At 33.6% G+C, this 14,291-nt stretch carries 10 protein-coding genes; 7 read left to right on the top strand and 3 right to left on the bottom strand.

Annotated features, from left to right (window positions below):
- Window positions 1-61 precede the first annotated feature (61 nt).
- The gene (locus J7574_RS03250) at window positions 62-1,699 is read right to left on the bottom strand and encodes a S8 family peptidase (protein WP_290964151.1); all 1,638 of its coding nucleotides are present in this window, start codon (window positions 1,697-1,699) and stop codon (window positions 62-64) included.
- A 194-nt stretch (window positions 1,700-1,893) separates the two neighbouring features.
- On the opposite strand from J7574_RS03250, the gene J7574_RS03245 reads away from it, so the two are divergent.
- Entirely contained in the window at window positions 1,894-6,948 is a 5,055-nt protein-coding gene (locus J7574_RS03245; protein ID WP_290964147.1) for a LamG-like jellyroll fold domain-containing protein, read from the top strand.
- Between the two features lie 74 nt (window positions 6,949-7,022).
- Here J7574_RS03245 and J7574_RS03240 read toward each other — a convergent pair whose 3' ends face one another.
- Both J7574_RS03240 and J7574_RS03235 read right to left on the bottom strand, forming a co-directional pair.
- Window positions 7,023-7,880, bottom strand: a complete 858-nt coding sequence (locus J7574_RS03240; protein ID WP_290964144.1) for an MBL fold metallo-hydrolase — start codon at window positions 7,878-7,880, stop codon at window positions 7,023-7,025.
- Between the two features lie 76 nt (window positions 7,881-7,956).
- Window positions 7,957-8,871, bottom strand: a complete 915-nt coding sequence (locus J7574_RS03235; RefSeq protein ID WP_290964141.1) for a hypothetical protein — start codon at window positions 8,869-8,871, stop codon at window positions 7,957-7,959.
- A 328-nt stretch (window positions 8,872-9,199) separates the two neighbouring features.
- Between J7574_RS03235 and J7574_RS03230 the strand changes: the two genes are divergently transcribed.
- From J7574_RS03230 to sufD, 6 genes are all read left to right on the top strand, one after another.
- The gene (locus J7574_RS03230) at window positions 9,200-9,529 is read left to right on the top strand and encodes an iron-sulfur cluster assembly accessory protein (protein ID WP_264552718.1); all 330 of its coding nucleotides are present in this window, start codon (window positions 9,200-9,202) and stop codon (window positions 9,527-9,529) included.
- An 89-nt stretch (window positions 9,530-9,618) separates the two neighbouring features.
- Window positions 9,619-11,067, top strand: coding sequence for a Fe-S cluster assembly protein SufB (gene sufB / locus J7574_RS03225; protein WP_290964136.1), 1,449 nt, complete (start codon window positions 9,619-9,621; stop codon window positions 11,065-11,067).
- Between the two features lie 7 nt (window positions 11,068-11,074).
- Entirely contained in the window at window positions 11,075-11,563 is a 489-nt protein-coding gene (locus tag J7574_RS03220) for a flavodoxin family protein (protein ID WP_290964133.1), read from the top strand.
- An 11-nt stretch (window positions 11,564-11,574) separates the two neighbouring features.
- Complete coding sequence (gene sufC / locus J7574_RS03215; RefSeq protein WP_008466070.1) at window positions 11,575-12,321, top strand: Fe-S cluster assembly ATPase SufC; 747 nt, start codon at window positions 11,575-11,577, stop codon at window positions 12,319-12,321.
- Window positions 12,322-12,402: 81 nt separating this feature from the next.
- Window positions 12,403-12,798, top strand: a complete 396-nt coding sequence (locus J7574_RS03210; RefSeq protein WP_281231141.1) for a four helix bundle protein — start codon at window positions 12,403-12,405, stop codon at window positions 12,796-12,798.
- An 84-nt stretch (window positions 12,799-12,882) separates the two neighbouring features.
- A complete protein-coding gene (sufD, locus tag J7574_RS03205; protein ID WP_290964122.1) occupies window positions 12,883-14,199 on the top strand; it encodes a Fe-S cluster assembly protein SufD in 1,317 nt (438 codons plus the stop codon).
- The last annotated feature ends 92 nt before the right edge of the window (window positions 14,200-14,291 follow it).

The raw sequence follows: 14,291 nt of genomic DNA, 5'->3' as shown, positions 1-14,291 counted from the left end.
TATATGTAATAGAAAATGGAAGAGCGCAAGCCCTTCCATTGGATTAATAGTGTATTATCGTTTATTTTTTAGACATTTTTTCTGCCATTAATAAAGCATTGTAAGCATTTACCATCTTAGCTGTTTTTGATGATTCTACAGAAGAAACAGCTGCTGGTTTTTCTCCAGGGTTTTCGCTTGTACCCAAAACAACCTTTGAAGGAAGCGCTACTCCAGAGTCCATTAAAATCTTTTTAACTTGAGCTGCTTTCAATTTTGGATAGTAAGAACGAATCAAAGCTGCAACACCTGCTGCATTTGGAGACGCCATTGATGTTCCTTGCAAATATTTGTATTTATTGTTTGGAACTGTTGCATAGATTTCTTCACCTGGAGCAAAAACGTCTACGTTTATTTTTCCGAAGTTTGAAAATGAAGCCACAACATTTTCTCCGTATGATTTATTGATCGCTCCAATTGTAATTAAATTATCTGCAAATTCTTTTACGTTGTCTTTAGAATCGTTTGGATAGTTGATGTTTTTTGCTTCATCGATATTGTAGCCATCGTTACCCGCAGCATGAACAATTAAAACGTCTTTTTTAGCCGCATAAGAAATAGCATCGTAAACCCATTGTTTGTGAGGAGAGAAGCTTTTTCCAAAACTTCCGTTGATTACTTTTGCTCCATTGTCTACCGCATAACGAATTGCTAAAGCAATATCTTTATCGTACTCATCTCCATCTGGCACAGCTCTCACAGTTAGAATCTCAACATTTGGTGATGCTACTCCGTCTCCGCCTAAATTATTTCCTCTAATTTGAGCAATAATTCCGGCAACGTGAGTTCCGTGAAGTGCTTTTTCTTTATCTGGTCCAAAAACAACATTATTACCATAATGATTGTCTTTAATATCTTCTGGATTATCTCCGACGATTTTTCTTCCGTCAAAATCTTTATTTAAGTTATAATCTATCTGATCATATACTTGTTCTTTGTATTCTCCAAAATCAGCTTCAGGATCAAAAGTCGGTCCAGCGTTTGTAAAAATCTGAGTCATAATTGCTTTACTTCTCAAAACATCAGGATCAGTAGAAGTTATAGATTTTAAATCTTCCACTTTATAGGTTGACTTGTTAAGTTCCTTTTTAATGGTGTTATGAACACCAAGTAAAAAATCTACTTGTTCTTTATCTTTTAAAGCTTCTTGGTATTTCTCTGTATATTGTGCTAAAGCAGCTTTATATTCTGCAGAACCGTCATCTCCTTTTCTGACAATACGAGTCATTTCTAGATTTTCGTGAACTGCATTTCCAAGGAAATTCCATCCGTGAACATCATCGATAAATCCGTTTTTATCATCGTCAATTCCGTTTCCTGGAATTTCTTTTTTATTTGTCCAGATCATTCCTTGTAAATCCTCATGTTCAATATCAACACCAGAATCTACAATTCCTACAATTACTTTCTGCCCTTTTTTGCCTTGCAGTAATTCAGCATAAGCTCTATCCACACTCATTCCCGGAATTGAATCTTTTATTAAATCAAGATGGCTCCATCTTTTTAATTCATTTTCGCTAAGAGGAGCTTTTTTTACCACTGCCGCCGGCGCTGTAATAAACTCTTTTGATTTAGAAACCTGCGCTTGAACTGTGGCGCTACATCCTGCTAAAACAAGCAATGCAAAAGCAGATAATTTAAGAGGTTTTATATGATTCATGTATCTGTAAAATTTAAGTAAAGTTAAATGATGGGTCTAAATTATGCTTTTTTGTTACAAAAAACTAACAGTTAACACTGTGTTATGAAATTTTCATTATAGTCAAACAAAAAATATTTTTCTTTTTACGTCTTTCCGTAAGGAAGAATACTTAAAATTTGTTACACTTGTCTGTTAAATTCTAATTTTTTTTTATGAAAATAAAACTACTCTCGTTACTTTTAATTTTTTCATATTTTCCTAGTAAAGCTCAGTGCTGGCAGACAGTAACTTCTGGATACAGCTATAATGTAGCCATGCAGGCAGATAATAGCTTATGGAGCTGGGGCAGCAATAAAGATGGGCAATCAGGAGATGGCACTTTAATAAACAACTCTTCACCAAAAAAAATAGGAACAGATACTGATTGGAAAACAGTAGTTACTGGAACTAATCATACGGTTGCTCTAAAAAAAGATGGCTCTTTGTGGGCTTGGGGCAGCAATAAAAATGGGCAATTAGGAGACGGTACCAGCGTAAACAAAAGTATTCCTACACGAATAGGTTCTGCTACTGATTGGCAAACAATTGCAGCAGGAAATCAATATACAGTAGCTTTAAAAAAAGATGGAACTTTATGGGCCTGGGGAGATAATTATTTTGGACAATTAGGCAATGGTACCAGTTCAGGACCCGGCATCCCGAAACAGGTTGGAACCGATAAAGATTGGAAAACGATAACGGTGGGTTATCATCACACAATTGCTTTAAAAACAGATGGCAGCTTATGGACTTGGGGAAGTAATGACGATGGAAAATTAGGAGATGGTACTACTAAGAATGGTTATTCACCAAAAAAAATCGGAACAGATACCGATTGGAAGACGATCTGCGGAGGAGGGAGTCATACTCTTGCTATAAAAACAGACGGATCTTTATGGGCTTGGGGACAAAATACATATGGTGAGTTAGGAAACGGTACAACTATAGATAGCTATATTCCAATAAAAATAGGAACATCCACAGATTGGAAAACTTTAGGTGCGGCGGGAGATCATTCAATTGCAATAAAAACTGATGGCTCTTTATGGACCTGGGGATATAATTCACACAACGAATTAGGAAATGGTAAATATTCAAACAGCCTTACACCAGTACAAATAGGAACTGGAAAAAGCTGGCAGGCGATAACCGCAGGCTGGTACTACACATCTGCAGTGAGTACTGATGGTGTTATGTGGACTTTCGGAGATAATGCAGATGGACAATTAGGTGATGGCACAACTGTTAATAAAAATGCAACTGTAACTGTTACTTGCTCCGATATGTTGAGTCTCAATATAAATGTAGTGAATGTAACTTGCCTTGGTATGCATAATGGTTCTGCAACTGCTATTGCAGGAGGAGGAACCGCTCCTTACACTTATTTATGGTCTAACGGAGGAACAGGTTCTTCCGTAAAAGATTTAGCACCCGGCACATATACATGTAAAGCAACAGATGCGTCTTCATTAACAACTATAATTGCGTTTACAATTACTGAACCCAATCTTATCTCTTTTACTGCAACAAGCATTGATGCGTGTAATGGTAATAACGGAAATATCACCATTATCGCAAATGGAGGAACAAAACCTTATCAATATTCTATTTCAGAGGGTAGGGATTTTCAAAATTCAAATATCTTTAATAATTTATCTGCAGGAAATTATACTGTAATGGTAAGAGACGCCAATGGATGTATAACGTCAAATATTATAATAGTTAACCCAAACACTACTCAACCGCCAACTGCAAATTCACAAATATTTGATGAAGGCGCAACCGTTGCCGATTTAGTAGCCAACGGCACAAACATTAAGTGGTATGCTGATCATGTATCGTCGAATGTTTTAAGTTCATCAACTGTTTTACAAACAGGTACATATTATGCATCGCAAACGATCAACGGATGTGAAAGCTCTTCAAGATTAGCAATAAGTATAACTATTAAGCCAATTCAAATTGATGCCAAAATACCTACAAATGGATTGATCGCTTATTATCCTTTTAGTGGTAACGCAAATGATGTTAGTGGAAATAAATCAAATGGATCTGTTGCAGGTGCTGTTTTAACAACTGATAGATTTGGAAACAGCAATAGCGCTTATAGTTTTAACGGAACCGGCAGTTATATTGATGCTACTATTACCAATATTCCTCAAGGCAATGCTGCAAGAACAATTTCTGGCTGGTTTAAAACAAATACTGCAAATCCAGGTGAAAATGGAGATGTATGTATTTTTAATTATGGCGCATTATCAAGACTACAAAGATTTGGACTTACTATTTATTCGAAAGGTTATCTTGAAACTTCAACTGGGCCAAATGCCACAGACGATGATTTTTATGTAAACAACTTTAATTACTTAAGTAATGACTGGTATTTTTTTACACTTACCTATAACGGAACCAAAGTATCATTATATGTAAATGGTGTATTTGTCTCAGAAAAAAATGCTGCCATAAATACTACGAATAATCTTTTTAGATTAGGAAAACGAATTTCAGGAGATACAACTAATGAGTATTTTAAAGGAGAAATCGATGATATTGGCATCTGGAATCGTGTTTTAACTCCAGAAGAAATTTCAGCTATGTATACCCCTGGGGAGCAATCTGCTTATACTTTAATTCCAGATTTCAATTTTGAACAAAAATTAATCAATTTAGGATTAGATAAATTTCCACCTGATGGAAAAATCCACACATCTAATATTAACACCTTAACTTCCTTAGATGTTAGTAAAAGTAACATTTCAGATTTAACAGGAATACAAGACTTCGTATCATTAACTAATTTGAATTGTAGTCAAAATTCATTAACAACATTAAATATAAGTAAAAATACCGCTCTAACTACTCTAGATTGTAATACCAATAGAATAACCTCTTTAGACGTAAGTAATAATATTGCTTTGCTTAATTTAAGTTGCTATTCGAATCAATTAACATCTTTAAATGTTAAAGCAAATACGGCATTAACAAAATTAGATTCAGGTTCAAACCAATATACTACTTTAGATGTAAGCTCAAATACTGCTTTAACATTTTTGGGATGTAATACCAGTCAATTAACTAGTTTGGATGTGAGCAAAAATATAGCTTTAAATCTGCTAGATTGCCGCGAAAATAAATTAACCTCACTGGATGTTTCTAAAAACACTACTTTAACAGAATTGTATTGTCAATCTAATCAATTAACAAATTTGAATTTAAATCAAAATAAAGTTTTAGAATTTGTAAACTGTTCAAAAAACCAACTAACGACTTTAGATGTTAGCGCAAATACTTCCTTAGTTGGATTATATCCTAATTCAAATCAATTAACGAGTCTAAATTTGAAGAATGGAAATAATGTTAAACTTATCTATCTAAATTTTGTAAATAATCCAAATTTAACTTGCATTCAGGTCGATGATGCAGCTTATGCAAATACAAACTGGTCTGCCAAAAAAGATCTTGTTGCTAACTTTAATACAAATTGCAATTACGGATATACCTTAATTCCCGATCTGAATTTTGAAAAATTCCTAATTACAAAAGGAATTGACTCAGGAACTCCAGATGGAAAAGTTCTTACCTCAAAAATATCTTCGATAACGGAACTGTATATTAGCCCGCAATCCATTAGTAGTTTATCTGGAATTCAAGACTTTAAGTCTCTGAAAACCCTTTTTTGCGATGAAAATAAACTTACCACCATCGATGTTTCTAAAAATATTACTCTTGAAGATTTATCTATAGGCAATAATCAGTTAACAGCTCTGGATGTTTCTAAAAATATTGCTTTAAAAAGTCTCTATTTTCACAACAACCAAATAGACAGTATAAATGTTTCAAAAAATATAGCTTTACGATGGTTACATATGCCAGGAAATAAGATAGCTAATTTAAATGTTTCAGAAAACATTGCTTTAGTATACTTGGCTTGTAATTCGAATTTATTAACTAGGCTTGATCTTTCTCAGAATAAAGCTCTTGAAGATTTAATTTGTGATCATAATCAATTGACAGAATTAGACATTTCTAATAATATTTTACTGAACGGTTTGTATTGCAACAGCAATAAACTAACAGCTTTGAATACTTCAAAAAACACTAATCTAGTCAGAATCGAATGTGATTCTAATAAGATTAGTCATTTAGATACTTCTAATAATTCTTTATTAAATGGTTTGAACTGTAGTTTTAATTTATTAACGACTCTTGATATTTCAAAAAACACTGCTATAGATTACCTAAAATGTGCTTCAAATCAATTAATTAGTCTTAATTTAAAAAACGGAAACAATACCAAATTTATCAATACCACTATGGTTGATAACTTAAAAAACAATCCGAACTTAACCTGTATCCAAGTTGATGATGTAGCTTATTCAAATAAAAACTGGATGAATGCAAAAGATACTTGGGCTACTTTTAATACTTCTTGTACAGCTGAATATGTGATGCTTCCAGACACTAATTTTGAACAAAAATTAATTGATCTAGGAATCGACACTGATGGCCTTAACGGAAAAATTACGGTTGCAGATGCAAGTTCGATAACAAGTCTAGACCTTTCAAACAGCAATATTAAAGACCTAACTGGAATTGAATATTTTACTTCATTGACAACCTTAGACGTAAGCAACAATCAACTTACTTCTCTCGACGTAAGCAACAATTTGCTCCTAGAAACACTAAACGCTTCTTCAAATCAGCTTACTACATTAGATTTATCTAAAAATACTAAGCTCAAAATTGTATATGTAGTTAATAATCCTTTGGTTTATTTAAATCTTCGAAACGGAAACAATGCAAATTTTATTCTGCCAACAAATACTGGAAGAAAATCTGCTTCTGTATTGTATACCAGTTTCTTAGGACTTACAACTCTCAGCTGTATACAAGTTGACGATGAGAATTATTCAAATGCAAATTGGTCAAACATCAAAGAATCGACTACTACGTATTCTAATACTTGTAAAAGTCTAGGGGTTGAAGGGTCTATTTTTGATAAAATCGCAATCTACCCCAACCCAACAAAAGGAGTTATAAACATCAATAATATTGCTTTAGACAAAGCAACAGTTTATAATTCGCTAGGACAATTAGTAAAATCTTTTACTTTAAACAATACAAACACAGATAACACAATAGATTTATCTGGCTTGCCTAGAGGAGTTTATTATGTGTATTTAATAAACGGAGATGCTGCTTCCGCGAAAAAAGTTATAGTAGAATAAGCATCACTTCTTTAAAAATAAAAATCCCATTTTCAGTCAGTTGAAAATGGGATTTTTGATATTTAATATTTCGTCTAAAAAATCTCTTCACAAGTAAAAACATCTTTCAATCTCACACCTTTTTCAGTATGCTCAACCGTTATAATTTGATTGTGAGCATCGTGTTCTAAAAACAAATAATGGTTCTGATCTGCTGCTAGATTCAAAAATTTCGATTTTTCTGGCATGGTCAACAAAGGTCTTGTATCGTATCCCATAACATATGGAAGCGGAATATGTCCAGCTGTGGCCAATAAATCAGCACAAAATACAATGGTTTTATCTTGGTATTTGATATACGGAATCATTTGTTTTTCGGTATGACCGTCAACATAATAAATGTCGAAACCTAATTCTTTTGAGAAACCAAAATCGGATTCTGGCCTTTCAACAAAATTCAATTGTCCGCTTTCTTGCATTGGCAGAATATTTTCAGACAAAAAAGAAGCTTTTTCTCTGGCGTTGGGTTTTGTTGCCCATTCCCAATGATTTTCATTAGTCCAAAATTTAGCGTTTTTAAAAGCGGGTTCGTAACCCGTTTTATCCGAATTCCACTGAACGCTTCCGCCACAATGATCAAAATGAAGATGCGTCATAAAAACATCGGTAATATCATCTCGATTGTATCCGTATTTTGCTAAAGATTTATCTAAAGAATGCGAACCCCAAAGCGAATAGTATCCAAAAAACTTTTCTGATTGCTTATCGCCCATTCCCGTGTCAATTAAAATAAGACGATTTCCGTCTTCAATCAGCAAACAGCGTGCGGCAATATCAATAAGATTATTAGCGTCGGCAGGATTGGTTTTATTCCAAATGGTTTTAGGAACAACGCCAAACATTGCGCCTCCATCTAACTTAAAATTTCCAGATTCTATAGGGTAAAGTTTCATGAGAGTGTTTTTCTAAAAGAACAAAGCTAGAAAATTCAAACTCCTTTTGCTAAAATTTAGGATTAAAAACTTCAGATTATTCTAATGTAACCGAAGTGCTTCCCATTATTTCCTGCTTATCAAAATAGTTTACAAAATAAGTTCCCTTCTTAAACTGATCTGCATTTAAAATTCCATACGCGTTTGAAGACTTGCCTTGAAAATCGGCGCTCACAATAAAACTATAAACTAGTGCTTTGTCATTTCCAAATTCGATCAATTTATTATCTCCTAAAACTGTGTTTTTTTGATCTAAAACCTGAATATAAAAAACTCTTTTACCTGTTTTTGCAACAGCATTTCCGTTAACGGTAAAACTAATTTTAAGTTTCTTTGTGTTCTTTGCTTTTGTAGTCTCCAACTCAGCCCCAGAGCTTTTTTCGCGAAGCGCAACTGCTTTAAAATTGCTTAAAGAAAGTTTCGAAGCATCTTTTAAGGTCGATTCTAATTTCTTTTGTTTAGAAATCAGCGTATCATTCTCAACCTTTTGCTGATACATGACAACATTCTGACTTTCTATTTCGGTCAATAAATTTTTATTTTGCGACTTTAGTTTTTTAATCTCCGTTACCTTACTATCCAATGAAGATTTCAGTCCAGAAAGCTGGCTTCTGTAAATTCTAATTTGTTCAGCCGATGGATTTTGCGAAACTTTAATGATTTCCATTAAATTTTCAACATTCTTGCGTTCCAATTCCAGCTCTTTAGATAAAGCTGTTTTTTCAAGAATGGCAAGATCGTATGCCGCTTTCAAAGTATTTAACGAATCTAGAATATTTTTCTTCTCAGCGGTTTCATTAGTAGCAACTAAAGCTTCACTTTTTTCGGTTTTATCTTCTTTTTTAATTTTATCAGATTCACTGCTAAAAACCAATACTGCAGCACCTAATCCAAAAACAAAAATTACTGCCAATAAGGGTTTTAGCCACTTATTTTTGTGTTGTTTTTTCATAATTACTCACAATTTTCTGCAAAAGTATCGAATAAATAATGGCTATAATCAGTAGAAATACTTGTTTTTTAACATTTAGGAGCGATATTTGCAGCTCGATTCTAAAAACAAATTTCGTTTTAAACTTTTTGATATCAATTTGTCAAAATAAGTATTATCTATTTTTACATTTGTTATAATAATGTGAACCGTTATGGAAAAAGGTTTTTAAGTCGTATCTTTGCCGATAATTTCATTTCAGCATTGACAGACAGTACTTTAAAATGTAATAATTTGATTACTTTTTATTAAATTAAGGAATGTTGAAAAAGATAAATACTATAAAACAATGATAAAAGTTTCTGATACAGCCAAAAAGAAAATCATCGACCTAATGACTGATGATGGTTTTGATGCCGCTCATGACTACGTACGTGTAGGTGTAAAAAGCGGTGGATGCTCTGGTTTGTCTTATGATTTAAAATTTGACAAAAACAAAGGAGAAGACGACAAAATATTCGTTGACAACGACATACAAATTGCTGTTGAAAAAAAATCATTCCTTTATTTAGCTGGAACAATTTTAGAATTCTCTGGCGGATTAAACGGAAAAGGTTTCGTTTTCAATAATCCGAACGCGAGCAGAACTTGTGGTTGCGGAGAATCATTTTCTTTATAGTCAAAAGCCGAAAGTCATAAAGTCTTAAAGACTGCAAATTGACTTTCAGCCTTTAGACTTTAAAACTTTTAAGACAACATTAAAATATAATGAGCAAATACACAGAAGACGATTTAAAGATCGAACTCGAAACTAAAGAATACGAATACGGATTTTATACCAATATAGAATCTGAAACATTTCCTGTGGGTTTAAGCGAAGAAATCGTCCGCGCAATTTCTCTTAAAAAAGAAGAACCTGAGTGGATGACTGAATGGCGTATCGAGGCTTTCCGCGCTTGGAAAGAAATGATTGAACCAGAATGGGCAAATGTTCACTACGAAAAACCAGATTTTCAGGCAATTTCATACTATTCAGCTCCAAAAACTGTAGATCCTAATAAAACTTTGGATGATGTAGATCCTGAATTATTAGAGATGTATAAAAAGTTAGGAATCTCTGTAGACGAACAGAAAAAAATGAACAATATCGCTATGGATATTGTTGTAGATTCTGTTTCTGTTGCTACAACTTTCAAGAAAACTTTGGCAGAAAAAGGAATTATTTTCTGTCCGATTTCTGAAGCAATTAAAGAACATCCAGAATTAGTAAAAAAATATTTAGGTACTGTTGTTCCTCAGAAAGATAACTTCTATGCTGCTTTAAACTCAGCTGTTTTCTCTGACGGAAGTTTCTGCTATATTCCAAAAGGTGTAAAATGTCCGATGGAACTTTCAACCTATTTCAGAATTAACCAAGCAGGAACTGGACAGTTCGAAAGAACTTTGGTTATTGCCGACGAAGGAAGTTACGTTTCTTACCTTGAAGGATGTACAGCTCCAAGTCGTGACGAAAATCAATTACACGCTGCTGTGGTTGAATTAATCGCTTTGGATGATGCTGAGATCAAATATTCGACAGTTCAAAACTGGTTCCCTGGAAATAAAGAAGGAAAAGGTGGAGTTTACAACTTCGTAACGAAAAGAGGTTTATGCGAGACAAATGCTAAAATTTCTTGGACACAAGTTGAAACAGGTTCTGCTGTGACTTGGAAATATCCTTCTTGCGTCTTGAAAGGAGACAATTCAGTAGGAGAATTTTATTCTATTGCTGTTACCAATAACTTCCAACAAGCAGATACTGGAACAAAGATGATCCATTTAGGAAAAAACACTAAATCGACTATTATTTCTAAAGGTATTTCGGCTGGAAAATCACAAAATAGCTACCGCGGTTTAGTGCAAATCTCGCCAAGAGCAGAGAATGCAAGAAACTTTTCTCAATGTGACTCACTTTTAATGGGTAACAATTGTGGTGCGCATACTTTCCCCTACATCGAAAGTAAAAATCCATCAGCTAAAATCGAGCACGAAGCTACTACAAGTAAAATTGGAGAGGATCAAGTATTTTATTGCAACCAAAGAGGTATTCCGACTGAAAAAGCGATTGCCTTAATTGTAAACGGTTTCAGTAAAGATGTATTGAACAAACTTCCAATGGAATTTGCGGTTGAAGCTCAAAAATTATTAGAGATTTCTTTAGAAGGTTCTGTAGGATAATTTGAAGATGGAAAATAAAAAAGTCATCATTTTAGGTTCTTCTCGAAAAAATGGAAATACAACAAAGATTGTAGATCTCCTTTCAAAAGAACATGACGCGGATGTCGTTAATTTAAGTGATTATAATATTTCATATTACGATTACGAAAGCAAAAATATTAGTGATGATTTTTTGCCTCTAATAAAAGGAATAATCGAAAAGTATGACACTTTAATTTTTGCAACGCCCATATATTGGTATAATATGAGCGCAATCATGAAAGTCTTTTTTGATCGTTTCTCAGATTTGATCCGAATTGAAAAAGAAACCGGAAGAAAACTAAGAGGAAAGAAAATTGGAGTGATATCAAACTCACACGATGATGCAATTGAAGATGGTTTTTACTTTTCTTTCAAAAAATCAGCCGATTATTTAGGCATGGAATATTTAGGACACGCGCATTTTAATGCTGACACCCTAAACCAACAAACAAAAATAGAATTGACATTTATATAAAATAAAGAACAATGTTATCAATAAAAAACCTTCACGCCGCGATTGGTGATAAAGAAATCCTTAAGGGAATTAATATAGAAGTTAAAGCTGGAGAAGTTCACGCGATAATGGGACCAAACGGTTCTGGAAAAAGTACACTTTCTGCTGTTATTGCAGGAAACGAAAACTATGAAGTTACAGACGGAGAGGTAATTCTTGACGGAGAAGATCTTGCTGATTTAGCTCCTGAAGAAAGAGCACACAAAGGTGTTTTCCTTTCTTTTCAATATCCGGTAGAAATTCCTGGAGTTAGTGTAACTAACTTCATGAAAACTGCCATCAACGAAACTCGTAAAGCAAACGGACAGGAAGAAATGCCTGCAAATGAAATGCTGAAAGTGATTCGTGAGAAATCTGAATTGTTAGAAATCGACCGTAAATTTTTATCTCGTTCTTTAAATGAAGGTTTTTCTGGAGGAGAGAAAAAAAGAAACGAGATTTTCCAAATGGCAATGTTAGAGCCAAAATTAGCCATTCTTGACGAAACCGATTCTGGTCTTGATATCGATGCTTTAAGAATTGTGGCTAATGGGGTAAACAAATTAAAAAGCGACAAAAACGCAATTATCGTTATCACGCACTACCAACGTTTGTTAGATTATATCGTTCCAGATTTCGTACACGTTCTTTACAACGGAAGAATCGTAAAATCAGGAGGAAAAGAATTGGCTTACGAGCTTGAGGAAAAAGGATACGATTGGATTAAAGCAGAGAATTAATTTGTTTCAAGTTTCATGTTTTTTTAGTTTCAAGTTAAATTACATTTTGTAAGTTTAAACTTAAAATTTATAAAATAAGAAATGGCAACAATTACGAGGTTTGAAGATTTAGAAATCTGGAAAGAGGCAAGACGATTAGCAAAAGAAATACATTTTATTTCGGTTGAAACAGAGTTAAGATCCGATCTCAGATTTAAAAATCAAATAAAAAGTTCTTCGGGTTCAGTGATGGATAATATTGCTGAAGGTTTTGAAAGAGATGGAAATTTAGAGTTTCGACAATTTTTATCAATCGCAAAAGGTTCAGCCGGAGAAACAAGATCTCAATTATATCGAGTTTTTGATTTTGAATATATTTCAGAAGAAAAATTCGAAGCTTTAAAAAAGGATTATGAAAATTTAAGCGGTAAAATAAAAAACTTTATCACTTATCTAAATAAAAAAGATTTCAAAGGAAATAAGTTTCAAAAAACCTGAAACAAAGAGTATTAAGAAAAACAAGTTCCAGCAAGTAAACATGAAACTTGAAACCTGAAACTCCGAAGGAAACAAAAACAAGAAATGGATTTAAAAGAAAAATTAGTATCGTCTTTTATGGCTTTTGAAGAGCGTGTTGATGTGCATTCAGATTTGCATGACATCCGTACAAATGCTATAAAAAACTTCGAAAATAAAGGTTTCCCAACCAAAAAGGAAGAAGCTTGGAAATACACATCGCTAAATGCCATCTTAAAAAATGACTTTACGGTTTTTCCAAAGCAGGAAAATGCAATCGAATTCAATCAGGTAAAAAAATACTTTTTACACGAAATTGACACTTATAAATTAGTTTTTATTGATGGTGTTTTCAGTTCGCATTTGTCTTCTACAACTCACGACGGAATCGATGTTTGCTTGATGTCATCGGCATTGACCAAACCAAAATATAAAATGATTATTGATACCTACTTTAATCAAATTGCAAGTAAAGATGACAGCTTGACTTCATTGAATACTGCTTTTGCAATGGAAGGTGCATTTATCAATATTCCAAAGAAAAAAGTAGCCGACAAACCAATTGAAGTAATGTATTTCTCAACTGGTGCAGAATCTGCTTTAATGGTTCAGCCAAGAAACTTGATTATTGTGGGCGAAAATTCACATGTTCAAATTATCGAGCGTCACCAAAGTTTGAATGAAAATCCTGTTTTAACGAATTCAGTTACGGAGATTTTCGCTCAAAAACGTGCCATTGTTGATTATTACAAAATTCAAAACGACAACAGCGAGGCAAACTTAATTGATAACACTTACGTTTCTCAACAGCAAGAAAGCCACGCTTATGTGCACACTTTCTCATTTGGAGGAAACCTTACACGTAACAACTTAAACTTCTACCATTTCGGAGAAAGATTAACAAGCACGCTTAACGGAATTTCTATCTTGAATGACAAACAGCACGTTGATCATTACACTTTGGTAAACCACGCACAGCCAAACTGCGAAAGTTTCCAGGATTATAAAGGAATTTTCTCTGATCGTTCGACTGGAGTTTTCAACGGAAAAGTTTTGGTTGAGAAAGAAGCTCAAAAAACAAACGCTTTCCAAAAAAGCAACAACATTTTATTGAGTGATAAAGCTACAATCAACGCAAAACCACAATTGGAAATTTTTGCTGATGATGTAAAATGTTCTCACGGTTGTACAGTTGGACAATTGGATGAAACAGCAATGTTCTACATGCAATCTCGCGGAATCCCGAAAAAAGAAGCTAAAGCTTTATTGATGTATGCATTCTCAAATGCCGTTATCGAAAGCATTAAAATACCAGAATTAAAACAAAGAATTACTAAAATCATCGCTAACAAATTGGGTGTGAATTTAGGATTTGATTTGTAGTCGAGGTTTTACCGCAAAGACATAAAGGTTACGCAAAGTTCGCAAGGTTTAATTTTAAACTTTGCGAACTTTGCGAACTTTGCGCTTTTTAC

The organism is Flavobacterium sp. (genome assembly GCF_017744675.1).
In the GTDB taxonomy this organism is placed as follows: domain Bacteria; phylum Bacteroidota; class Bacteroidia; order Flavobacteriales; family Flavobacteriaceae; genus Flavobacterium.
Note: the sequence above shows the minus strand (reverse complement) of the source record. Positions and strands in the feature narration are given on the sequence as shown.

What these genes read in the sequence shown, in the direction of transcription:
- J7574_RS03250 (WP_290964151.1), bottom strand. Translation starts at nt 1,699, where the DNA reads ATGAATCATATAAAACCTCTTAAATTATCTGCTTTTGCATTGCTTGTT.
- J7574_RS03245 (WP_290964147.1), top strand. Translation starts at nt 1,894, where the DNA reads ATGAAAATAAAACTACTCTCGTTACTTTTAATTTTTTCATATTTTCCT.
- J7574_RS03240 (WP_290964144.1), bottom strand. Translation starts at nt 7,880, where the DNA reads ATGAAACTTTACCCTATAGAATCTGGAAATTTTAAGTTAGATGGAGGC.
- J7574_RS03235 (WP_290964141.1), bottom strand. Translation starts at nt 8,871, where the DNA reads ATGAAAAAACAACACAAAAATAAGTGGCTAAAACCCTTATTGGCAGTA.
- J7574_RS03230 (WP_264552718.1), top strand. Translation starts at nt 9,200, where the DNA reads ATGATAAAAGTTTCTGATACAGCCAAAAAGAAAATCATCGACCTAATG.
- sufB (WP_290964136.1), top strand. Translation starts at nt 9,619, where the DNA reads ATGAGCAAATACACAGAAGACGATTTAAAGATCGAACTCGAAACTAAA.
- J7574_RS03220 (WP_290964133.1), top strand. Translation starts at nt 11,075, where the DNA reads ATGGAAAATAAAAAAGTCATCATTTTAGGTTCTTCTCGAAAAAATGGA.
- sufC (WP_008466070.1), top strand. Translation starts at nt 11,575, where the DNA reads ATGTTATCAATAAAAAACCTTCACGCCGCGATTGGTGATAAAGAAATC.
- J7574_RS03210 (WP_281231141.1), top strand. Translation starts at nt 12,403, where the DNA reads ATGGCAACAATTACGAGGTTTGAAGATTTAGAAATCTGGAAAGAGGCA.
- sufD (WP_290964122.1), top strand. Translation starts at nt 12,883, where the DNA reads ATGGATTTAAAAGAAAAATTAGTATCGTCTTTTATGGCTTTTGAAGAG.